The organism is Thermoleptolyngbya sp. C42_A2020_037 (assembly GCF_015272455.1).
Classification (GTDB): Bacteria; Cyanobacteriota; Cyanobacteriia; order Elainellales; family Elainellaceae; genus Thermoleptolyngbya.
The window spans coordinates 12152-34746 of record NZ_JACYLP010000053.1 but is presented as its reverse complement, the minus strand read 5'-3'; the positions used below and the strand labels follow the sequence as shown (position 1 = coordinate 34746).

Here is a 22595-nt window from a genome sequence, read left to right as displayed (position 1 = left end):
CATCTCTAGCTATAGCTTGAGGCGAATCGCTTGAGCAGTCACACGTTTTGATGACATCCATGCAGGGTCATTGAAATAGATGTCATCGATTTGAATGACATTTTGAATGCAGTTAAGCGTTACGCAATTCTGAACAAAACTTTAGATTAGAAGTATGGCGGCAGAGAGAGTCCCTGGGCTTTGTACTTTCGGCTCTGTCAGGTCGGCTCTGTCAGGTCGGCTCTGTCAGTACCCGATGGGGGAATGGCGATCGCCCTCTAGGGCCGCTTAAATAAAAGCTATTCGACCAAAAATCTCATTTACGTCGAGCAATTTTAATCGTTCAACCTCGGTCGATCTATCTCAAAGTATGGAGGCTAAGTTTCAGGAAAGCAGCATCAGTTCTGAAATTTTTTCCAGGCTTTTAAATGAACATAATGACTACCCAGAACAGCAATAAAAACGTTTCAGACTCCCTCGACCTGAATCGACTTGAGCGGGACGTATTGATTCGCCTGCTCAGCCAAGCCGCCGTATTTTGGAAGCCCATCAAGGTCTTTCAGGATGCAAAAGAAACGATTAATGAAGTCATTTTTGAACTAAAAATTGACGAAACCGAGTTCTATCTGGTTCGTCGCAAGCCGACAGATGCCAAGGCGGTTTGCCTTAGCCCGCGAGAACTGGCGATCGCCCGTCTGATTGCCCAGGGGTTACCCAACAAAACCATCGGCAGCACGCTTAAAATTAGCCCCTGCACGGTTTCTACTTATTTACGCCGCATTTTTGGCAAGCTGGGCGTTTCGTCTCGCGCCGCGATGGTCGCCCGCCTAATGCAGGACAATGTGTTGCAAAGCTAGCGTGCTGCAAAATTAGCACGGCTAAAGCAGGGCCATTGCCCGATCGATACCCTGACGCACTACCGCCGCCGAACTGTGGAGTTCCTTCAGTTCCGAGTCGCTCAGCTGTAGCTCTAGTACGCTCTCTGCGCCGCCGCAGCCGAGTCGCGTGGGCACACCGATAAAGATATCGCTGAGCCGATATTCGCCCCGCAGATAGGAGGCGATCGGCAGCAGGCGCGACTTGTTCAGCAAAATCGTTTCCACCATGACGCAGGTGGAAGACGCAGGCGCATAGTATGCACCGCCCGTCTGCATCAGTTCCACGATTTCTGCGCCACCATTGCGCGTGCGGTGAACCAGACGGGCGATGGTGTCTGCGTCTAGCAGTTCTGTGATGGGAATGCCGTTCACCGTGGAATAGCGCGGCAGCGGCACCATCAGGTCGCCATGACTGCCCATCACCATTGCGCTCACGTCGGCGGTGGACACGCCCAGTTCCAGCGCAATGAAGGTCTGAAAGCGGGCCGAATCGAGAATCCCTGCCATGCCCATGACCCGCTCTGGCGGCAGCCCGGTCGCTTTCCACGCCAGATAGGTCATCACATCCAGCGGGTTCGTAACGACGATGAAAATGGCGTTGGGGGATTGGGCGATCGCCTTTTGGGCCGCCTCCATCACAATCGCGGCATTGGTCTTCAGCAGGTCGTCGCGGCTCATGCCAGGGCGACGGGGCAGCCCAGCGGTAATCACCACCACATCGGAACCCGCCGTCATCGCATAGTCTGTCGTGCCCACAATCTGGCGATCGTGTCCCTCGATGCCGCGAGCCTCCAACAAATCCAGCGCCACGCCCTGGGGTCGCCCATCCACAATATCCAGCAGCACCACATTAGCCAGGTTTCGCTCTGCAATTCGCTGGGCTAGCGTACTGCCAACGTTGCCAGAGCCGATGATGGCAACACGGGTGGGGGTGCAGGCGTTGGGCGCGTGGGACGTAGTAGACATTGCTTTGGGACTCGCTAAGAGAGCGGCCTGGGCGAGACTGGTGAAGTGCCTTCGGCTTTGCCGTCTCGTAGAGAATCGCCCGGTTCCGCTGGGGTTCTATTGCGTAGGGTACGCGATCCCCTCCGCGAATCCTGCGAATCTACTCAAATTTTTCCAATTGATCGGCTCGCAGCCACATATTCGGCGTCGGCACATGGCCAAACTGCACCAGCAGGTAGTCGCCCCGTGCGTCCAGCACTTCGCCTTTGGTCTCAAAAATGTAGGACGGAAAGCGCGTGTCGCTCGCCGCTGCTTCCAGACTGTTTTCCAGCTTTTCGCGCACTACGCGCACCACATCGCCCTTTTTGACTGACATCGTTTCTCGTCCTGTGTTTAATCTTGTGACTATCTTGGGATTATATGGAACTTACGATACCTTGCGGCTTGTATCAAGCCCTTCACTATCATGCCCTTCGCAGGGTATAGCAGCAAGGGTCGGTAGATTAGGGCTAGTACTCCGAGGCAGAAGTTCTGACCCTAGTTTGTAGTACAGGCTTTAGCCTGCCTCTGAGGGGCTAGCCATGAATAGAGCGACTGAAGTCGCCACTACGAACAGTGGGTTCGCCCTAAACTTTTTGGTAAGAACCAATGACTCCTTCTGTAGAGGCATCCTCTGCAACCAGTCCTGCGGTAGCCTTTTGTTAAGGATTAGAAATACCACTCCATTGCAATTCGTCACCCCGCTCCTCACAACGGCTCATGTCTCCAACTCCCCAGCCCAAGCCGCCCCACAGCCAGACCAATGCCGACACGCCCGACCAGGGTGGTGGGCTTTCCGTGGTGCAATATTGGGCAAAGCAAACGCTGACACCCGAAGGGCCGCAGCTTTGGCAAACGCTAATGCACAAGAGCGCCTGTTTATCTTGTGCGTGGGGCACGGGTGGGCAAAAGGGTGGCTTTCGCAACGAGCTAGACGAGTCGATGCAGCGCTGCATGAAAAGCGTTGAGTCGATCATGGCGGAGCTAATGCCAGCCGTGCCGCCGCAGTTTTTTGAGACGCACAGCGTGGCAGAACTCCAGCAGTTGTCCTCAATGGCAGCCGATCGACTGGGGCGACTGAGTGTGCCGATGATCTTGCGGGCGGGGCGATCGCACTATGAGCGCGTCAGTTGGGATGAGGTGTATGCGATCGCCACTGCTGCCTTCCAAAAATCACCTGAGCGGATTGCGTCCTACAGTTCGGGGCGCAGTTCCAACGAAGCTGCATTCCTCCTGCAACTCCTGTTGCGGACGCTGGGATCGAATAATCTCGCCGACTGTTCCGACCTGTGTCATGCTCCTTCCACCGTGGGGTTAAAAGAAGTGCTGGGAACCAGTACCTCGACCGTCAGCTTGGAGGGGCTGAAGCAGTCCGATTGCGTTGTGCTGATGGGTTCCAATGCGCCCTACAACCATCCGCGCCTAATGAATGAGCTAATCAAATTGCGCGATCGCGGCGGTTCCGTAATTGTGATCAACCCCATCATGGAGGTGGGGCTGGTCAAGTTCGGTTCGCCAGCCTTTCCGCTGAAATCGCTCATTCCCGGCTCAGAAATTTCCTCCCACTATTTGCAGCCCATTCCTGGCAGCGACGTGACGCTGCTGACGGGCATCCAAAAGGCGCTGCTGGAGCGCAATCAGGTGGACTGGGACTTCCTCAAGGCGCACACCGAAGGCTGGGAAGCGGTGGTGGAACAGGCCCGCAGCACAAGTTGGGAAGCGATCGCCCAGGGATGCGGCGTGTCTCAGCCGGAGATTGAAGCGGCGGCGGCGATGATTGGCAATGCAAGGCGCGTCGTGTTTGCCTGGGCGATGGGCATTACGCACCACGCGAATAGTGTGGACAACGTGTGGAATATTGTGAACACGGCTCTGATGACGGGCAACCTGGGCAAACCCGGCGCAGGCGTGATGCCGATTCGCGGACATTCCAACGTTCAGGGCTTTGGCTCGATGGGCGTGACGGTGAAGCTGAAGCAGGAGATTCAGCAGGCGCTAGAAAAGCTGCTGGGGCGATCGCTCAACTTGCCGCCGGGTTATCATACTCGCGACCTGATCGACGCGGCAGAGGCCGGTCAGGTCGATACGCTATTGGCGCTGGGTGGCAACCTCTACGGCGCAAACCCCGACACCGCCCAGGCAAAACGCGCCCTCGGCAACATCGACACGATTATTTATCTGGCGACCAAGCCCAATCCGGGACACTTTCACGGGCTGGCCAAAACGAATACGATTGTGATTCCGGTCTTCAACCGCTTTGAAAATCCGCACAAAACCACGGTGGAGTCGGGCAACAACTTTGTGCGAATGAATGATCCGGGTCAGACCCATCTGAAGCAGGCAGATCTGATTGCCGAAGTTACATTTCTCACAGAACTAGCGCATCGGCTGCTGGGCAACGACCCGGTAGACTGGCGCAAGCTGCAAGATACGCGCTATATTCGCCAACTGATTGCCAAAACGATTCCTGGCTACGAAAAAATCTCAGCTTTGGACGACGGCGGCGAAGAGTTCACCATTTCGGGGCGCATCCTCACCCAGCCCCAGTTCAAAACGCCCTCTGGCAAAGCGCAGATGAAGCTGACACCGCTGCCCGATCTGTCGCTGCCCGACCCCAGTCACTTTGGCGCGGCCGATGGCACAACCGGGCTGGTGCTGGCGCTGATCACGGCCCGCAGCTATTCGCAGCATAATACGGTGGTCTACAAGGAGGGCGATCGCTATCGAGGGATGCCCCATCGCCACTGCATTTTGCTGAATCCGCTAGACGCGGCCCGCGCTGGGCTTGCAGAACACCAGAGGGTGACGGTGCGGGGCGAGGCGGGTCAGCTAGACGGCGTGGAAGTGATTTTCGGGGCGGTGCGTCCCGGTGCGGCGCTGATGTTTTATCCCGAAGTGAACGCAATTTTTCATGCCAAAACGGACAAGCGCTGCGGCACGCCGGGCTACAAGCGAGTGCCCGTGTGGGTTGAGGGCAACAGGTAAGGCGGCAGCAAACGTCTTTCATGGGATGGTTTGAGCCTTGGGCAAAATCTGGGAATCCTGCTGGATAGCGTTTTCATCGGCCGTAATCTGCTACAGCCCTTCCCACGAAATTTCTGCCCTATGCCACGTTCATTGTTTGCACGCTGCTCGTCTGGCTCAAATCGAGCGCAGTGGCTTAGCCTGCTGCTGGTGTTGCCGCTGGCGGCACTGCCGGCCCGTGCTGCTGCGGAGCCGTTGCCCCGTTTGGCCCAAGCGGTTCCCTCTGCTCAGGCCCGTTTGACAGAACAAGCGGATGAGCGGCTGCAACAGGGCGCAAGTCAGTTTCAGCGCCGCCAGTGGGATACGGCCGAACACCTGTGGCAGGAGGCGTTGCGGCTCTATCGGCAAGCAGGCAATCGGGTGGGTGAGGGGCGCGTCTTGGGCAACCTGGCGGCGATTCAGGAGGCGATTGGGCGGCCGCAGGCAGCACTGCGTCTGTTTCAGCAAAGTCTGGCAGTGGCAGAAGCAATGGGCGATCGCCGGGGTGTCAGTTTTGCGCTGTCTAATCTGGGGTTCCTGTATACGCGGCTGGGGCAATATGACGAGGCGATCGCCCGTCTTCAGGCAGCCCTGCCGCTGACGCAGCAAATGGGCGATCGCGAAGGTGAGTACGACGTACTCAATCAGTTGGGCATTGTGCATCGGGCGCAGGGACGCTACGACGAGGCGATCGCCGCCTTTCAGCAAAGTTTGGCGATCGCCCAGGCGGAGAATAGCCGTCGCGGTCAGGCGAATGTGCTGGGCAACCTGGGCAATACCTACACTGAGCAGGGCAACTATCCGGCTGCGCTGGAAAGCTATCAAAAAACGCTGGAACTGGCACAGCAGGGGCAAGACCGGGTCATGCAGGCGGGTGTGTTGCAGCGCTTGGGGCAACTGTATACCCGCCTGGGCAACCTGTCGCGGGCGGTGGCCGTGCTGGAGGAAGGACTGGCACTGGCGCGGGGTGTGGGCGATCGCCGCCTACAAGCCTACACGCTGGGCAGCCTGGGCACCGTCTACGCCCGCACCACAGAACCCGACCGGGCCGTGCCGCTGCTGCAATCGGCAATTGAAATCACCACGCAACTGGAAGATCGCCCCAATGAGGGCGCACTGCGGCAGGTGTTGGGCAGCGCCTACGCCGCAATGGGCAATCTGCGGGCGGCTCGTCAGCAGTATGAACAGGCGCTAGCGATCGCCCGGTCGATTGGCGATCGCGCGGGCGAAGGGCAAGCCCTCGGCGAACTAGGTCAGTTGCTCACCGACGAGGGCAAGCCAGCCGAAGCCGTCGCGCACTATCAGCGGGCGCTGGCGATTTTGCGAGAGATTGGCGATCGCCCTAATCAGGGACGGGCGCTATCGCTGCTGGGGGAAGCGCTGGTCGATCAGGGCAACCTAGAAGCAGCAGCCGATGCTCTGACCGAAGCAGTGGATATCTGGGAATCCCTGCGGCCAGGGCTGAGCGATGCCGACCAGGTGTCTCTGTTTGAAACGCAAGCTTCCACCTATCGCCTGCTTCAGCAAGTGCTAATCGACTTGGGCAAAACCCAGGAAGCGCTGCTGATTGCCGAACGGGGACGATCTCGCGCCTTTTTAGAACTGGTGGCGCAGCGGCTCTCGGCACAGGCCGCCCTCCGACTGCAAACGCCGCCCCCCTCGCTGTCCGAAATTCGCCAAATTGCCCGACAGCAAGAGGCAACGCTGGTGCAATATACCCTGCTGGATCGCAATCGTCTGGGCATTTGGGTGATTCGCCCCGATGGAGACATTCAGTTTCGCCAGACCACCCTGCCCGAAACGACGCTTTCGATCGAAGACACCGCTGAGCAAACTCGCGTCGCCGCCGCCCTCGGACGGGGCGCAACTGCGACCGAAGTGCAGGTTGCCAGCCTGGTGTCGCAGACCCGCAGCGACCTGCGGGATAGCCGTGCCCTCCCAAACACGCCAGCGCCCGCCGCCCCCACCCGCCGCATCAGCCGCAAGTTGCAAACCCTGCATCAGCTATTGATTGAGCCGATCGCCGATTTGCTGCCCCGCAACCCAACGGCGCAGGTGGTGTTCATTCCGCAAGGACAGCTTTATCTTGTCCCCTTTGCAACACTGCAAGGCGCAGACGGTTCATTTCTGATCGAGCGACACACCATCCGCACGGCTCCGGCGATTCAGATTCTAGGGCTAACCCATGCGCGACAGGGCCAACGGCGGGGTCCAGCTTCTCCCCTGATCGTGGGCAACCCCACCATGCCCAGCGTTGGGGAGCCACCGCAGCCCCTCGGCAGCCTGCCCTATGCCGAGCATGAAGCCCAGGCGATCGCCCAAATCCTTGACACGCAGGCGATTACTGGGAGCCAGGCTAGCGAAACGGCGATCGCCCAGCGCATGGCCAACGCCCGCATTATTCACCTGGCAACACATGGTCTACTGGATGACGTAGCCGGACTGGGCGTACCAGGGGCGCTGGCGCTGGCTCCTACTGCGAACTCCGACGGACTGCTCACGTCAAACGAAATCTTGGGGCTGTCGCTGACAAATACGGATCTGGTGGTGCTGAGCGCCTGCGATACGGGGCGTGGCAAGATTACGGGCGATGGTGTGATTGGGCTGTCGCGCTCCTTTATTTCGGCGGGTGCATCCAGCGTCGTCGTATCGCTGTGGGCCGTGCCCGACGACTCCACAGCCGCCCTGATGACTGCCTTTTACCAAAACCTGAAGCACAATCCCAACCGAGCCCAGGCGTTGCGTCAGGCGATGCTGACTGTGATGCAGCAATACCCCAGTTCCCGCGACTGGGGCGCGTTTGTGCTGATGGGTGAAGCAGAGTAGTGAAGCAGATTAGTGAAGCAGGGTGTGTAGCAGCGTAACAGGCTGCATGGCCAGGCTCTCGAAATTTGGTAAAGTGATGCCGTGTGGAATGGATCGTATTGGCTACATAGGCGACAGATTGCAAGTCTGTCATCTCTACCATGCAGGTTCGGGATTTCCGATCGAGGGGGCAGCCCTGCACGGGCGATCGCCCCGTTAGCATGGAGCTAATGTGATGGATTTCGCCCCATGACCCTCACTCTTTCTCTTCCGTTTTCTCTTCGTATGACTGGCGCAGTGCCATCCCCTTATAGCAATCAGCAGATTTCGGTCTGGCTGCGTGGCCTCCTCGCTCTCGCCTGGGCCGACGGCAATTTTGACGAGCAGGAAAAAGCGCTGATTTCTGACCTGACCGAGATCGAGCTAGCGCCCAAGACCGAGTTAGAAGGCGCAGCCCACATCATGCCGGAAGCCGTCGCCGAAGGTCTGGGAAACGACCCGAAAACGGCCGAAAACTTTTTGCGGACTGCGGTGATGGTGGCGATCGCCGATGGCACCTACTCTGCCGCCGAAGACCGCCTGCTTCAGGACTATTGCACCGCGCTGAACCTCCAGCCCGCCGTGCTAGATTCGCTGCGCCACACGTTGACCGAGATAAGCGAGAGCGGCACCGTAGATCGATTCGCTGACCTGGGCGATGACCACTATCTCCCTGTGCTGGCCCCCGTGCAGGAGTGGCTAGACGGGCTGGAAGTGCAAGATCCGCGACTGGCCCGCTTCCTGTGCAAAATGATCCCGCCGCAGTGCCCCTTCGAGCGCGATGTGGTGCTGTTTGGCCGCAAGATCGTCCACATCCCCGCCATGTGCAAGCTCAATCCGCTGTATGAGCAGTTGGTTGGGCTGCGGTTTCGGGCGCTCTCTTATTTGGCGGACGACTGCGGCGAGGATGTAACGCCGTATTGCTGACAGAGGGATGGGAAGGCAGGGAGTGATTTGGGGGTTAGAGTTCTGTTCTCTGACCCCTGACCCCCGATCCCTGTAAAATACTCCCTTGCACTCCACACGCAGGAACTCATGGACTATCGGCAGGCAGGGGTAGACGTAGAGGCGGGACGGGCCTTTGTGCGGCGGATTGGGGAAATGGTCGCCAGTACACATCGCCCGGAGGTGCTGGGCGGCATTGGCGGATTTAGCGGGCTATTTCAATTGCCGACGGGCTATCGAGAACCCGTGCTGGTGTCGGGGACAGACGGCGTGGGCACAAAGCTGAAGCTAGCGCACCAGTGCGATCGCCATGACACCGTAGGCATTGATCTAGTGGCCATGTGCGTGAATGACGTGCTGACCTGCGGCGCGGAACCGCTGTTTTTTCTGGACTACCTGGCGACGGGCAAGCTGGATGAAGACCAGCTCGCGGCCGTGGTGGCGGGTATCACCGACGGCTGCAAGCAGGCGGGCTGTGCGCTGCTGGGCGGCGAAACGGCGGAGATGCCGGGGTTTTACCTGCCGGGGGAATACGACCTGGCGGGCTTTTGCGTGGGCATTGTGGAAAAGAGCCAGATCCTCGACGGGTCGCAGGTGCAACTGGGCGACGTGGCGATCGCCCTTCCCAGCAGCGGGATTCACAGCAACGGCTTTAGCTTGGTTCGCAAAATTGTGGAACAGGCCGGTCTGGATCTGAGCGAATCTCTGCCGGAACTGGGAGATGCATCCCTTGGCGAGGTCTTGCTCACGCCGACCCGCATTTACGTCGCGCCCGTGCTGGCGGCGCTGCGGGCTAGGCTGCCCATCCACGGCATGGCCCACATCACGGGTGGCGGCCTGCCTGAAAACCTGCCCCGTGTTCTGGGCGAGGGCCAGAGCGTGCGCGTAGACCCCACAAGCTGGACGATTCCACCCATATTCACCTGGCTGGAATCGGCGGGATCGGTTCCGCGCGCTGAGATGTTCAACACCTTTAATATGGGCGTTGGCTTTGTGGTGCTGGTTCCGGGCGATCGCGCTGACGAAACCTGCCGCTTTTTCCAAACCCAGGGATTAGCAGCGTGGGCCCTGGGCGAAGTTGTTGCAGGGCAAGGAGCAGTGCTGATTGAATGATTTGTGATTGCTGATCGAGGATTGCTGATTCAGCTCCGATGTCTGCGATTGCTGGGTTTATTGCTGACGACCTGGGGAGGGCTGCGCTGGGAATTTAACAAAACGAAATCTTTTTCGGCTGCCTTCTCATCATCTGAATCTGTCACAGTAAGAGCTATAGCCCGCGACTGAGGATCGCTGCAATAACGGGCTAATGGAGGCGTTATGCGAGCAGTGCTAATGGCAGGGGGTTCGGGCACGCGGCTGCGACCGCTGACCTGCGATTTGCCCAAACCCATGGTGCCCATTTTGAATCGCCCAATCGCCGAGCATATTATTAACTTGCTGCGGCGACACGGGATTACAGAAATCATCGCCACGCTGCACTATCTGCCCGACGTGATGCGGGATTACTTTCAGGACGGCAGCGATTTTGGCGTGCAGATGACCTACGCCGTAGAGGAAGACGAACCGCTGGGGACTGCGGGCTGCGTCAAAAACGTGGCGGATTTGCTGGATGAAACCTTCTTGGTGATCAGCGGCGACAGCATTACGGATATTAACCTGAGCGAGGCGATCGCCTTTCACAAACAAAAGGGCGCAAAGGCGACGCTGGTGCTGGCCCATATTGCCAATCCGCTGGAGTTTGGCGTGGTGATTACCGACGAGGAGGGACGCATCCGGCGTTTTTTGGAAAAGCCCTCCAGCAGCGAAATTTTCTCCGACACAGTGAACACAGGCACCTATATTCTGGAGCCGGAGGTACTGGACTACCTGCCCGCCAATGAGGAATCAGACTTTTCCAAGGATCTGTTTCCGCTGCTGCTGGAAAAGGATTTGCCCCTGTATGGTTATGCAGCGGAGGGCTATTGGTGCGATGTGGGGCATCTGGATGCCTACCGCGAGGCACAATATGCGGCGCTCTATCGGCGGGTAAAGCTGGAGTTTGCTAGTGAAGAGCGATCGCCCAATCTCTGGGTGGGACAAAACACCCACATCGACCCCACCGCCCAAATCGACACCCCTGCCATCATCGGCAGCAATTGCCGGATTGGCCCCAGAGCGGCGATCGCCGCAGGCACGATTATTGGCGACAATGTGACCGTCGGAGCCGATGCCGACCTGAAGCGCCCGATTCTGTGGAACGGCGTTACGGTGGGCGACGAAGCGCACCTGCGGGCCTGCGTAGCCGCCAGAGGCACACGGGTCGATCGCCGCGCCCACGTCCTGGAAGGAGCGGTCATCGGCTCCCTCTCTGTGATTGGTGAAGAGGCGCTGGTCAATCCCGACGTCCGCATCTGGCCTAGCAAGCGCATTGAACCGGGTGCCATTCTCAACATGAACCTGATCTGGGGCCATGCCGCCCACCGCAACCTGTTTGGGCAGCGGGGCGTGTCGGGGTTGGCGAATGTGGACATCACGCCAGAGTTTGCCGTGCGGCTGGGCGCGGCCTTTGGCTCCACGCTAAAGCCAGGAAGTCAGGTCACGGTGTCTCGCGACCAGCGCAATATCTCGCGCATGGTGTCGCGATCACTCATTGCGGGTCTAATGTCCGTCGGCGTGCATGTGCAAAACCTAGAGGCCACCGCCATCCCCGTGGCCCGCGCCGTCGCCCCCAGCCGCAATGTCGCCGCCGGAATCCACGTCCGCGTTCACCCAGAGCGATCGGATCACATCCTGATTGAATTCTTCAACCACAAGGGCATTAACTTGTCCAAAGCCCAGGAGAAAAAGATCGAGGGAGCCTATTTCAAAGAAGACTTTCGCCGCGCCCAAATTCAGGAAATCGGCAATGTGGTGACGGTGCATCAGGCCAGCGATATCTATTGCGACAGCTTTGAGCGACACCTGCGGCTGGATGCCATTCGCAGCCACAGTTCCAAGGTGGTGATCGACTACGCCTATGCGGTGTCGGGCGCAGTGCTGCCGCAAATGCTGTCCAAATTTGGCTGCGACGCGGTGGTGCTGAATGCCAGCCTCAATCCCACCGTGCCCAGCGCCCAAGACCGAGAGGCGCTGCTCAGCCAGTTGGGCCATGTGGTCGAGGCACTGAAGGCCAACTTCGGCGTGCAGGTCTCGGCCAACGGTGAGCAGTTGATTTTGGTAGACGAGGCGGGCAGCCCGATTCGCGGCGAACTGCTGACGGCGCTGATGATTCACATGGTGCTGACGCAGCATCCGCGTGGCTCCGTTGTGGTGCCCGTGAATGCCTCCAGCGCTGCCGAACAAATCGCCCGTCGCCACGGCGGCCAGATCCTCCGCACCCGCGCCAACCCCACCGCCCTGATGGAAGCCTGCTACACCAATCCCAATGTGGTGCTGGGCGGCAGCGGCGAGATGGGCTTTATCTTTCCGCAACTGCATCCAGGGTTCGACGCAATGTTCTGCATTGCCAAGATGATCGAAATGCTGAGTTTGCGATCGCAAGACATTGCCAGCAGCGCCCCCCGCACCCTGGGACAAATTCGCCTCGACCTACCCCGCGTCTGCCACAAAATGATCACCGTCCGCTGTCCCTGGACAGCCAAGGGGTCTCTCATGCGCCATTTGGTAGAAACGCACCCAGCACAGCAGCTTGAGCTAATTGATGGTGTAAAAATCTTTAACCCGCAGCACGATAGCTGGATCTTGGTGCTGCCGGATGCCGGCGAACCGCTGGTGCATCTCTACGCCGACAGCGTGGATCGCGGCTGGGTCGATGAAACCCTGCGGGAATATCGCGCCGCCGTCCTTGCCTTTGTGGAGCGCGACGTGGGGCTAGACGACCATTCCACCGATTGGCAAATGGGTTAGGAACGCGACGTGGATTTTTCGCGCAGGACGCACGAAAGACTAGCGCTTTCCCATACAATAAATGGGTTGTACTCAGCGGCAGAGCCTTGATCGAGCGCTATACTTTGCCCGAAATGGGCAATCTTTGGACGGACGAATATAAGTTTAAGACGTGGCTCCAGGTGGAGATTGCGGTCTGCGAAGCGCAGGCGGAATTGGGCTATATTCCGGCAGACGCAGTGGAGACGATCAAGGCCAAGGCGCAGTTTGATCCGAAGCGGATTTTAGAAATCGAGGCGGAAGTGCGACACGACGTGATTGCCTTCCTGACGAACGTGAATGAGTATGTCGGCGATGCAGGGCGCTACATTCACCTGGGCATGACCAGTTCCGACGTGCTGGATACGGCGCTGGCGCTGCAACTGGTGGCCAGCCTGGAGGTGCTGCAATCCCACGTAGACAAGCTGGCACAGGCGATTCGCTTTCAGGCGCAGCGGCACCGCGAAACGGTGATGATTGGGCGATCGCACGGCATTCATGCAGAACCCATCACCTTCGGATTCAAGCTGGCGGGCTGGCTGGCGGAAGTGCTGCGCGGGCGCGATCGCCTCTGTCAGCTCCATCAAGAAATCGCCGTTGGCAAGATCTCTGGCGCAGTGGGCACCTACGCCAACCTCGATCCGCAAATCGAGGCGATCGCCTGTCAGAAGCTCGGTTTGCAGCCGGATACTGCCTCAACGCAGGTGATTTCGCGCGATCGCCATGCCCAGTTCTTCAACGTGCTGGCGCTGCTGGCGGCCTCCATCGAGCGCTTTGCCGTAGAAATCCGCAACCTCCAGCGCACCGACGTACTGGAAGTGGAAGAATTCTTCTCCAAAGGGCAAAAAGGCTCCTCCGCCATGCCCCACAAGCGTAACCCCATTCGCTCGGAACGGCTGACGGGCATGGCCCGCCTGATTCGCGGCTATGCCATGACGGGTCTGGAGAACGTCGCCCTGTGGCACGAGCGCGACATTTCCCACAGTTCCGTCGAGCGCGTCGCGCTGCCCGATGCCTGCATCCTCACCCACTTCATGCTGGTGGAAATCACTGACTTAGTGAAAAATCTCCAGGTCTATCCCGAAAACATGCAGCGCAACATGAACGTCTACGGTGGCGTGGTCTTTAGCCAGCGGGTGATGCTGACGCTGGTCGAAAAGGGTCTGGCCCGCGAAGCCGCCTACGCCGTCGTGCAAAGCTGCGCCCACCAAGCCTGGAACACGCCCGATGGGGACTTTCATGCGCTAATTGCCGCCGATGCCACGGTCAAATCCCACCTGTCCCCAGAAGAAATCGAAGCCTGCTTTGATCCCAACCACCACCTGCGAAACCTGGATGTGATCTACCAGCGGCTGAATATTTAGGACTGAATGCTGAAGGATCAAAGATTGCAAAAGAGTGCTGCTGCCACAAGATGCAATCATCGCGGAAGAAAAGCTAACCCGTTACTTGCTAGTGTCATTGCCCAAGGACGACAAATCGAAGTTTCTAGCACAAGTAGGTTACGCTTTGGACGACTGGCGGCAGCTAGAGGAAGACTTGCGAGCTCAAGTGCGAGGCAGTGCTTTAAAGCTTCCTAGGTCGTTGAATGCCTTGGTCTCATCTCTTCTAATTTGTATTCTTTCGGGTAGAGAATCAACTCTACCCTAGACATATCCTTTGGAGTTCCATTTAATAAGTTTTGTAAGAACTTAATGAAAAGTCATTGATCCTCTGAGGCAGTGTTACTAAAAAGCTTGAGCAAGGCGTTCAATTAATCCCTGAAAAAAACATAAGTTGCTGAACCTTCCTGATTGATATACAACATTAGAGACTGCTGTCGCGCAAGGTTTACGTAGCTCATGCAGAAATGGGTAGCCGATGGACTGGTTGTTGGGCTGGCAACAATGGTTCTGGGTGGCACAGCCTCAGCCCTATTCCCCAGAAACTCTATTGCCAGCATCGCCAGCAGCGGTTTAGGAGCAGTCTCCAGTTCAATGGTTCTGGCTCGGCGTAGAACTCGCCTATTACCTGAATCAGAGGAACCGGAAGAAAATGCCTATCCTCAGTTGCCTGAATTGTCAGAAAAACACGTTTCAGACGTACTAGAGGAATCAGATTCAGCAGAACATACGCCCTTTAGCGAACCCGTCTTAGATAGGAATTCAAAAGCAAGCCTAATAGAAAATCCTTCTACAGAAGACACGACTGAAGAGGCTGAGAATCTTCAGCTTTTGGATGGACGCTTAAGTGAAGAGGCTGCCATCAAATGGCTGGCGAATAGAGGCGTTTCTGTCATGGATCAACCTGAGCTTGACCCTCACACAGAAGAAATTTTTAATAAGCACGCCGTTAGATTAGGCAATAAGTATAAGGACGAGGATGGTCAGCCCCAGCTATCTCGCTTATTGGGACAAATCAAGTGGTCAATCACAAATGAGAGAAATCTGACCTGTCACCTCAGTAGAGCCTCCCAAAAGCAAATTGGAACGATTACCCAATTTGGTAAGGACTTGGACAAAGACACCCTATTCTTTTCTCGATACAAGTATTTTCCGGGCGAAAAGATCATTCGTGCAAGTGTGCGGAATAGACCAGATACGCGGAGCTTTTTCACAGGGGGCTGGTTTGAGAGATTTGTAGAATACAAAGTTTCTGATTTTCTGCAACGCTCAAACTTATCCTATTCTCGTCTAATGAATCGGCTGATTCAATTCTCAAACGGGGACAGTTTTGAACTGGATTTATTCTATGTGGTTGAAGGCAAGCCATTGCTGATTGAGTGCAAAACAGGAAGAGATCGAGATGCTTATCAGAAGTTTTCCGATCGTCGAAAACGTCTCTCTATTTCACCAGAGAGAGCTTTTCTAGTGATTCTTGACTTCGATCCTGATGAAACTGAGCGGCTCAGTGCGGTTTGGAAGTTTAATATCGTTGGACAGGACAACCTAATTCCCCAGATGGAAGCAGCGCTGGGTTCCAATTAGGACAGCCATTCTTCTGCCAGGATTTCATTGTTCCTAGAGCCAAGTAGTCCTTGGTTCCTAGAGCCAAGTAGTTCTTGCAGTCCGCCACAACGGTACTTCTGGCGCTAACGGGTGATGGTTGAGGTATTGCGTTCCAGTTATTGCGCTGAGACTATTGGACTAGCGCGATTAGACTAGCGCGATCGCCCGTGCAGCCAGAGCTTCGGCCGTAATGCCGTTGAGCGCCATCAGTTCCCCAGCGCTGGCAGTGGTTTCGCCGCGCTTCCAGGCAAACACATCGCGCTTGCTGGTTGAGCGCAGCATCACTGGCTCCAGCATGGCACTGGCTCCACCCGTCACGCCGATCAGCGCATCGCCGCCAAACAGGTGTTCAAATCCAGCATCGTCCAGGAAATGACCATCTGGCTCGGAGCAGATGTCCCACAGGGTATCGCTGGGGCGGTAGAGGCGACGGGGACTGATGACCGACACGATCCGCACCCCCAAGCCTTGGGCTTCTAAAAGCTTTGCTGCGTCGAATACGGGCGAAAGGATCATGTCGCCTACCACCGCAAACACGACGGTTTTAGAGCCTGTGCTGTCGTGAAGGGCGATCGCCCCCTGTTCCAATGCCCGCCGCGTCTGGTCAAACGTCGTGCGAATCGGCAGCGGCGACTTGCTGGCGGTAATCACCACACCTTTGTTGTTCTGCGACAGCGCCCATTCGTAGCAAGCCTGCACGCTGTTAGCATCGGGCGGAAACAGCGGAAATACATTCCCATTCCGCATCATGGCGGCAAAGTAGGCCTCAATTTCTGGGCGCTGGTGCGTCCAGCCGTTGCGCCCCTGCTCTAGCGCCCCTGCCGTAAACAGCGTAATGGTCGCGGGCGTTTTGCGGCGTAGCTCGGCCATCGCCTGCGTTACCGTCTGCCAGATCGGCAACCCGTTAATGGCAAACGATTCATAGGAACACCACAGCGTCCGCCCGCCGAACAACGACAGCCCAACTGCCAGCCCCGCGCAGGCATCTTCGCTCAGCGGCTCATAGACCTGACCCGTGGGAGCCTGGTTATAAAGCGGGTCTTCGGTGGGGTGAATGATCTTTAGCGCCTGGTTGATGTTGGCGATGCCCGATGCCTCGTTGCCGTCGGCGTTGGTGACCAGAAACGTGCGATCGCTCGTTCCCACATGCCCCACCAGCTTGCCCATTGCCGTAGTCGAAACCTTGGGGTCGCCCCCTACCGGATATTCCTCTAGCGGCAGCGGCCCCAGATCCGGCAGGGGACGCTCAAACTCGGTGACCACGGTTTTCGATGCCGGGCCGCCGCCCGCCCGCTCGCAGTTCGTCCGCACGATTGCCCAAGCTTCAGGAGAAAGCGATCGCGCTTTCAGCGCATCCATTATGTGGGGCGCGTCCAGCGTGTCTTTGGGATACAGATTGTGGGACTTTGCGCCGCGGGCATGAACCCCTGCGCCCTTGAGCTGTTTGATGATAAACGCGGTTAGCTTGCCGCTGAGGGCAGAGCGTGCCGCTTCATCCACGCCCACCAGCACGCTCTGGGTAAAGGCGAGGCGCTGCTTCAGGGAAAAGGCCGTGCTATCGACGTAATCTCCCGGCTGATCCTGGTCGTCGAAGTCCTTCGCATCCACCAGCACCACTTCGTCAAAGCCGTGCCCATGCCAATAGGCCAGCATTTGCTCGTTAGTCTTCAGCGACACCATGCTGTGGTGTTCTTGCGAAAAGCCATTCCACACCAGCACGGGCAAAAAGTTGGTAGAACCGGGGAAGGCTGTGTGGAAGTGCATAAACGAACTCATGATGTAGGGTTCGCCTAGCCCGCCGTCGCCAATGGTAAAGGGAAATAGCGTGTCGGGATACAGCAACGCCCCGGCCATGGCAAAGTGCTGCCCCTGGCCTAGCGGCCCTGCCGGAGCCAGTAGACCAGGAATGAAGCCAGACAGGTGACCCAACAGTCCGTGCCGCTCCCGGAAGCGATCGCGCATTTGCTGCACGGTGGTAATGCCCATATCCTCTAGAGAGCGATCGAGGAACATGGCGCTATAGAATCCAGGGGCATGGTGGCCGACCTCTGTCACGATGTTTTTGTAGCCCAGCATCACCAGTGCAGCATACGCTTCAGCCTGACTAGCAAAGCCGCCGGGGTGCCCAGACCCCTTGCTGCCGCAGATTTGCACCGTCAGGTAGCGCAGTGCGTCGGCATAAAGCAGCGTTTGGAAGACAGCGGCGGGGTCTGTTGGCGTGGCGATCGCCCTTGCCCCTTCAGCGATGGCAGGTGTAGCCCCGTAGGTCTCGAATCCTGGCAGCGTTTCACCAAAATACTGAATCCCTTCACAAAACCCCGGAGCCATCTGGGTTGCCGTCATGCCACATCCCCCGCTGAGATAAACGCTAGAAACTGCGAAACACAATACATCATCGTATCTTAGGTGGGGAGCCAGATTGGTATTCAGGTTTCAATGATTGCCATCAGGAGTTTTGGATTTTGGGTTCTAGATTTTAGAGTTTGGGGTGAGCGAGGGGATGCGGAGCGATCGCACGTCTGGACAGAGTTGCCATTTCCAACTCCGTGTCTGAGTATGGTGGAAGCAGCAGACACACAGCGCCAGGAGGCTAAAACGACGTGGAGACGTTAATCACGGCGGCGATCGCCGTTCTCATTTTGATGCTGGTGTTTTCGTTGATCACCAAGGCGATCCGGCTTGCCATTAATGTGGCGATTCTCCTGGTGCTGCTGTTTGTGCTGGTGCGAATTACTGGAGTCAGCCTGGGCGAAGCCATGCAGCCCGTGTTCGCCCTCTGGGAGTGGCTGCGGCAGATGTTTCAAAATTCTCAGCGATAATTCGCGATAATGCTTGGTAATTAGCTATCTAGGGCGATCGCCCTGCAAAATCCAAAATCCAAAATCCAAAGTCTAAAATCCAAAATCGCAACTCCGCCATGCAACTCCTCGACGACCTGGCAACCCATTGGCAAATCGAAGATCCGGAAGAACAGCGGCTCATCTCCAACGTCTCTTGGGCGCAATATGAAACGCTGCTGGCAGAACGGGGCGACAGCCTTGCCTACCGGGTGAACTATTTAGATGGAGTGTTAGAAATTGTGGCACCGAGCCGTCGGCATGAGTCCAGAAAAACTCGCATTGGGGATTTGATGTTGATCTATTTCTTGGAAGCAGAAATTGAATATTTCCCCACCGGGTCTACCACCTTTCGCCAGGCACAGCAACAGGTTGGGCTAGAGCCAGACGAGAGCTATTGCATTGGCAGCGAGAAGGAGATTCCAGATTTGGCGATCGAAGTCATCGTCACCAGTGGCGGGATGAACCGACTAGAACGGTTTCGGCGGCTGGGTATTTCAGAAGTCTGGTTTTGGCAGGGCGATCGCTTTTCGATTTACCATCTCCGCGAACAGGCTCCTAAATCGTTTTTGCAAACGGCTGGCTATGAGCTAGTTCAGCACAGTGAATTGCTGCCTGAACTGGATGTGGAATTCCTGAGTGAATGCGTTCGCAATCCCAATCCGCTGGCAGCCGCGAAGGCATTTCGTCAGAGCGTGCGTCAGCAAATGGGACTGAACAAGGGCGATCGCCCATCTTAATGCTATGTTCCTCCATCTCTGCCCAAAGGCGAAGCGCCAAACTTGCAGTAGTCCGACTCACCAATCGACTCCGGTGGCTTCATTTCTGCCAGCAGACGTGGCGATGCTGCTTCCGCCTCGATCAGGTCGATCGGCTAGGTTTCATTTCAAAAGATGGGGTATCAAAAAGTGTAACTGAACGTACCGTCTCTCCTGCCCAGTGCCAAAGTAGGAGCATCCTTAAATTCATTCCTATGAGGAGATGATAGCAATGAAACCCGCGATGCCTTCTATGATAAAAACGGCAATGAAACCGAACAGACTGACGCGCACAGCCTTTGGGCTGAGTTCGGCGGTGCTGTTGGCGGTGGGTGGGCTGAGCCTGATGCCGATAAACCCCGATCCAGTAATGGCGAACGAAGTGATGACGCGCGTGTTGACGGTAACGGGAACCGGGAACGAGTTTATCCCCACCACGCTCAGCCAGGTCAACCTGGGGGTAGAAGTGCGGGGGGCAACCGCAGAAGCCGCCCAGCAAGACGCAGCGCGTCGATCCAATGCAGTTGTGCAATTGCTGCGATCGCGCCAGGTCGATAAGCTGCAAACCACAGGCATCAACCTCACCCCGGTCTACAACTACAACAACAACGAGCAGCGGCTTGTGGGCTATACCGCCACGAACACCGTCAGCTTCCGCGTGCCGACCGAGCAGGCCGGCGGGCTGCTGGATGAAGCCGTAAAAGCGGGGGCCAGCCGCATCGACAGCGTGAGCTTTGTGGCCTCAGATGAGGCGATCGCCCAGGCCCAACAGGTCGCGCTCCGCGAAGCCGTGCAGCAGGCCCAGTCCCAGGCGGATACTGTCCTGGCAGCGTTAGGTCTGCGCCGTCAAGAAATTGTCGGTGTGCAGATCAACCATGCCTCTGCGCCCCCGCCGATGCCTGTGTTGCGCCAGTCTATGGCAATGGATTCTGCCGCTGCACCTACACCTGTCATTGGAGGGGAACAGGAAGTGCAGACAACCGTCACGCTCCAGATCCGCTATTAGGTATCTGTTAGGGTGCATCCCACTTTTGTAACCCTCACCCTAAATCCCCTCTCAAAGCGGGAGAGGGACTTCCAATCCGGCTCCCCTTCTCCCAAAAAGGGGAGAAGGGGCTGGGGGATGAGGGCAAACTTGCAGAACTGGGATACGCCCATCTGTTAGTTCTGCATCTGTTGGCGATGCATTAGGTAAAGTATCAGTCCTAGGTCAGTCCACTCATTGAGAATGGCACTCGGCACAGATCTGACAACCCTGTTATTGTCGATCTATCGGGTGCTGTTTCGTCTCAGAAAATGGGAATTGGGAGCGATGCACTCATGCGTGGTGAATGTAGGAGCGCAGTGAATATAGGAGCGCAGCGAATTCATCACGGTGCATCAAAACGCAACCAAAGCAAAGGGCCGTGTGGCAGAAAATCCCAAGCCATACAGCCCCAATAAAGTTTGAAGAAACAAATCAGAGAAGAATTACTCGGAAACTGTCTCGATCTTCTGCTTAATCTTCTCAGTAATCGTCTCTAGAGAAGGTGCAAATTCTTCTTTTTTCTTCAGACCAATCTTGATTTTTTCGGCAATTTCGTCTGCCGTCGGTGCAACGCCATCCTTGCCGGGTGTGATGCCTTTTGCCTTCACTTTCTCGGCAATTTCTTCAGCAGTCGGAGCAAACATCTCCTTCTTCTTCAGACCAAATTTGATCTTTTCAGTGATCTCTTCAATAGATGGCTTGAATAGCCCCTTCTTTCGCATGAAAAACTCGGTGCGCTGCTCTGGGGTCAGGGTGGCAAAGAAGTCGCTCTTGGGCAGGCCCTTGATCAGGCTGGCAAGCTCAGACTTTTGTTCTGGTGTCAAGGTTAGTGACTTGAATGCCTTGCGGAGACTGTCGCCGCCTGCAATTTCGGCGGCAAACTGATCAATCTGGTCGGGGCGCAAAACAGCAGCAAGTTGAGGGAGAACTTCCTCATTGAGCTGTTGCAGAAGCTCTTTTTGCGACTCGGTCAAATCCAAATCGCTGGTCTGCGTTAGACCCGGAAACGCTTTTAATAAATCAGAAATGGAAAACTGGGAAATCGGAAAGGCATGGGCAGCAGTTCCCAATAAAAGGTTCAACCCCATGATTAGGGAAACTACTAAAGACAGAAACGCACGTCTCATCGGATATGTCCTTCTTGTTTGAGAGAATCAGGCTGATTTAGTTTTTCGATGTCAATCAACTTGAAGTCAGTTAACTTTAAGTCAATCAGCTTTAAGTCAATCAGCTTTAAACTAAATCAGCTTTAATCAACATTGTGCTGGTGATGGAAAACACTCTTCTTCACCCATCAGCATTACACCAGTGTATGAAGCTGTGTGTATCCGTAAATGCGAGAAAGTGATCCAAAGAGAGTTCAGGTTTAGATGGTGCAAGTTTAGACTAGGCAGGGGAAGAGGCTTGGGCATGTTCTTTGAAGGCGGCGATCGCCATCACAGAAATGATAATCAGCGGAATGATTAAACTCCACCAAGTTTCGGAAACCATGACAAAATAAACCGCCGACGCGCCGCCCAGCGCAAACCCCAGGATGACGGGAAAAACGCGGCCCATCCGCTCAACCGCTTCGGCAACCTCCTGGCGGGCCTGAGGGTTTCTGTGCATCGTTAGCTTACCTACGATGTACTGCACGATATCGATGGTGATCTGTGTAGTATTGCCTGTCATCACGGTAGTTGGGATGTAGCTCTTGAATACGCCTTTGGCTTCTTTCATCAGCGCGTTTTGAATCGCCATTGCCACCACGCCGGTCATCGCGATGGGGAAAATTAGATCTTCCTGCACGTCTACAAGCAGAGAGGGGGAGAGGCTGGTCGCCACGACGAGAAACACCGCCAGGGCGATCGCCTCTAGGGTCAGCAGCACCGCAAACACCGGCCACTTCCTGCCCCGCGCAAACCGAGCGACTAGCGACGTGATGGCCACCGTCAGCATAAAGATAGGCAGCATGAGTAGCCGCGTCACCGTGCTGCCTTCGTCCGATGCCACAAAGGACGACCCCGCCAGCGCAATGTTGCCTGTGACATGGGCGGTGAAAATGCCAAACAGAATGATGAATGCTGAAGTATCCACAAACCCTGCCACCCAACTCAGCAGAAACCCTGCGGGCCCGTCGCTGAGCAAAAATGAACTGAATCGAAACGTTTCACCGTCTGCCCTCGAAGTCGCAACCATGAACGCCAGTGCTCCTAGTAACAGTGATTGCAGGGGTCTATTGCAAGTCTATTTCAGAGATTATTGAACAACACAGGAGCGCAAGAGCTTTGCCCCCGCGCCCAGATAAATAACAGCGAAGCACGAACAATGGATTGCTGGATCGCCAACAGCAGAGATCAGCAACTCGTGTCCCTAAACCTAGTCAGCCTTGGAAACCCCCTTGCGCGTAGCATATTATCCCCAAGGGGGAGGGTGTTTTGTGTTTTTTGATACAGTTTGGGGCGAACGAG

Annotated in this window: 16 protein-coding genes; 11 read left to right on the top strand and 5 right to left on the bottom strand. The window is 56.4% G+C overall.

Features of this window, described 5'->3' with window-relative positions:
* Positions 1-416: 416 nt before the first annotated feature.
* Positions 417-836: a LuxR C-terminal-related transcriptional regulator gene (locus IGS16_RS19165; RefSeq protein WP_297088207.1), complete on the top strand. Its 420-nt coding sequence runs from the start codon at positions 417-419 to the stop codon at positions 834-836.
* A 21-nt stretch (positions 837-857) separates the two neighbouring features.
* Here IGS16_RS19165 and mdh read toward each other — a convergent pair whose 3' ends face one another.
* Both mdh and IGS16_RS19155 read right to left on the bottom strand, forming a co-directional pair.
* A complete protein-coding gene (mdh, locus tag IGS16_RS19160) occupies positions 858-1823 on the bottom strand; it encodes a malate dehydrogenase (protein ID WP_297075223.1) in 966 nt (321 codons plus the stop codon).
* 139 nt (positions 1824-1962) lie between these two features.
* The gene (locus IGS16_RS19155; protein WP_172355681.1) at positions 1963-2178 is read right to left on the bottom strand and encodes an NAD(P)H-quinone oxidoreductase subunit O; all 216 of its coding nucleotides are present in this window, start codon (positions 2176-2178) and stop codon (positions 1963-1965) included.
* A 383-nt stretch (positions 2179-2561) separates the two neighbouring features.
* Here IGS16_RS19155 and IGS16_RS19150 point away from each other — a divergent pair, with 383 nt between their 5' ends.
* From IGS16_RS19150 to IGS16_RS19120, 7 genes are all read left to right on the top strand, one after another.
* The gene (locus IGS16_RS19150; protein WP_297088205.1) at positions 2562-4826 is read left to right on the top strand and encodes an FdhF/YdeP family oxidoreductase; all 2265 of its coding nucleotides are present in this window, start codon (positions 2562-2564) and stop codon (positions 4824-4826) included.
* 120 nt (positions 4827-4946) lie between these two features.
* Positions 4947-7670 (top strand): CHAT domain-containing tetratricopeptide repeat protein, encoded by a 2724-nt coding sequence (locus IGS16_RS19145; RefSeq protein ID WP_297088203.1) that lies wholly within the window; start codon positions 4947-4949, stop codon positions 7668-7670.
* 264 nt (positions 7671-7934) lie between these two features.
* Entirely contained in the window at positions 7935-8615 is a 681-nt protein-coding gene (locus tag IGS16_RS19140; RefSeq protein WP_367185826.1) for a Mo-dependent nitrogenase C-terminal domain-containing protein, read from the top strand.
* A gap of 108 nt (positions 8616-8723) precedes the next feature.
* Positions 8724-9746 carry a phosphoribosylformylglycinamidine cyclo-ligase gene (purM, locus tag IGS16_RS19135; RefSeq protein ID WP_297088199.1) on the top strand — a complete coding sequence of 341 codons (1023 nt, stop codon included), beginning with the start codon at positions 8724-8726 and terminating at the stop codon, positions 9744-9746.
* A 204-nt stretch (positions 9747-9950) separates the two neighbouring features.
* Complete coding sequence (locus IGS16_RS19130) at positions 9951-12518, top strand: mannose-1-phosphate guanyltransferase (RefSeq protein ID WP_297088196.1); 2568 nt, start codon at positions 9951-9953, stop codon at positions 12516-12518.
* A gap of 86 nt (positions 12519-12604) precedes the next feature.
* On the top strand, positions 12605-13900 hold the full coding sequence (gene purB, locus IGS16_RS19125) for an adenylosuccinate lyase (protein WP_297088194.1): 1296 nt from the start codon (positions 12605-12607) through the stop codon (positions 13898-13900).
* Between the two features lie 477 nt (positions 13901-14377).
* Complete coding sequence (locus IGS16_RS19120; RefSeq protein WP_297088192.1) at positions 14378-15502, top strand: hypothetical protein; 1125 nt, start codon at positions 14378-14380, stop codon at positions 15500-15502.
* 168 nt (positions 15503-15670) lie between these two features.
* Here the strand turns inward: IGS16_RS19120 and IGS16_RS19115 are convergent, their stop codons facing one another.
* Entirely contained in the window at positions 15671-17866 is a 2196-nt protein-coding gene (locus IGS16_RS19115; RefSeq protein WP_297088190.1) for a phosphoketolase, read from the bottom strand.
* Positions 17867-18123: 257 nt separating this feature from the next.
* On the opposite strand from IGS16_RS19115, the gene IGS16_RS19110 reads away from it, so the two are divergent.
* The 3 genes from IGS16_RS19110 (at position 18124) to IGS16_RS19100 (ending at position 20124) form a co-directional block, all read left to right on the top strand.
* Positions 18124-18342, top strand: a complete 219-nt coding sequence (locus tag IGS16_RS19110; protein ID WP_068513819.1) for a hypothetical protein — start codon at positions 18124-18126, stop codon at positions 18340-18342.
* A gap of 98 nt (positions 18343-18440) precedes the next feature.
* Positions 18441-19100, top strand: a complete 660-nt coding sequence (locus IGS16_RS19105; protein WP_297088186.1) for a Uma2 family endonuclease — start codon at positions 18441-18443, stop codon at positions 19098-19100.
* A gap of 286 nt (positions 19101-19386) precedes the next feature.
* Complete coding sequence (locus IGS16_RS19100) at positions 19387-20124, top strand: SIMPL domain-containing protein (RefSeq protein WP_297088184.1); 738 nt, start codon at positions 19387-19389, stop codon at positions 20122-20124.
* Positions 20125-20588: 464 nt separating this feature from the next.
* Here the strand turns inward: IGS16_RS19100 and IGS16_RS19095 are convergent, their stop codons facing one another.
* Positions 20589-21272, bottom strand: a complete 684-nt coding sequence (locus IGS16_RS19095; protein ID WP_297088182.1) for a hypothetical protein — start codon at positions 21270-21272, stop codon at positions 20589-20591.
* Between the two features lie 259 nt (positions 21273-21531).
* The gene (locus IGS16_RS19090; protein ID WP_297088180.1) at positions 21532-22323 is read right to left on the bottom strand and encodes a YoaK family protein; all 792 of its coding nucleotides are present in this window, start codon (positions 22321-22323) and stop codon (positions 21532-21534) included.
* Positions 22324-22595 lie beyond the last annotated feature (272 nt).

Coding starts and splice junctions, on each gene's coding strand:
- IGS16_RS19165 (WP_297088207.1), top strand. CDS start 417: ATGACTACCCAGAACAGCAATAAAAACGTTTCAGACTCCCTCGACCTG.
- mdh (WP_297075223.1), bottom strand. CDS start 1,823: ATGTCTACTACGTCCCACGCGCCCAACGCCTGCACCCCCACCCGTGTT.
- IGS16_RS19155 (WP_172355681.1), bottom strand. CDS start 2,178: ATGTCAGTCAAAAAGGGCGATGTGGTGCGCGTAGTGCGCGAAAAGCTG.
- IGS16_RS19150 (WP_297088205.1), top strand. CDS start 2,562: ATGTCTCCAACTCCCCAGCCCAAGCCGCCCCACAGCCAGACCAATGCC.
- IGS16_RS19145 (WP_297088203.1), top strand. CDS start 4,947: ATGCCACGTTCATTGTTTGCACGCTGCTCGTCTGGCTCAAATCGAGCG.
- IGS16_RS19140 (WP_367185826.1), top strand. CDS start 7,935: ATGACTGGCGCAGTGCCATCCCCTTATAGCAATCAGCAGATTTCGGTC.
- purM (WP_297088199.1), top strand. CDS start 8,724: ATGGACTATCGGCAGGCAGGGGTAGACGTAGAGGCGGGACGGGCCTTT.
- IGS16_RS19130 (WP_297088196.1), top strand. CDS start 9,951: ATGCGAGCAGTGCTAATGGCAGGGGGTTCGGGCACGCGGCTGCGACCG.
- IGS16_RS19120 (WP_297088192.1), top strand. CDS start 14,378: ATGCAGAAATGGGTAGCCGATGGACTGGTTGTTGGGCTGGCAACAATG.
- IGS16_RS19115 (WP_297088190.1), bottom strand. CDS start 17,866: ATGACGGCAACCCAGATGGCTCCGGGGTTTTGTGAAGGGATTCAGTAT.
- IGS16_RS19105 (WP_297088186.1), top strand. CDS start 18,441: ATGCAACTCCTCGACGACCTGGCAACCCATTGGCAAATCGAAGATCCG.
- IGS16_RS19100 (WP_297088184.1), top strand. CDS start 19,387: ATGAAACCGAACAGACTGACGCGCACAGCCTTTGGGCTGAGTTCGGCG.
- IGS16_RS19095 (WP_297088182.1), bottom strand. CDS start 21,272: ATGAGACGTGCGTTTCTGTCTTTAGTAGTTTCCCTAATCATGGGGTTG.
- IGS16_RS19090 (WP_297088180.1), bottom strand. CDS start 22,323: ATGGTTGCGACTTCGAGGGCAGACGGTGAAACGTTTCGATTCAGTTCA.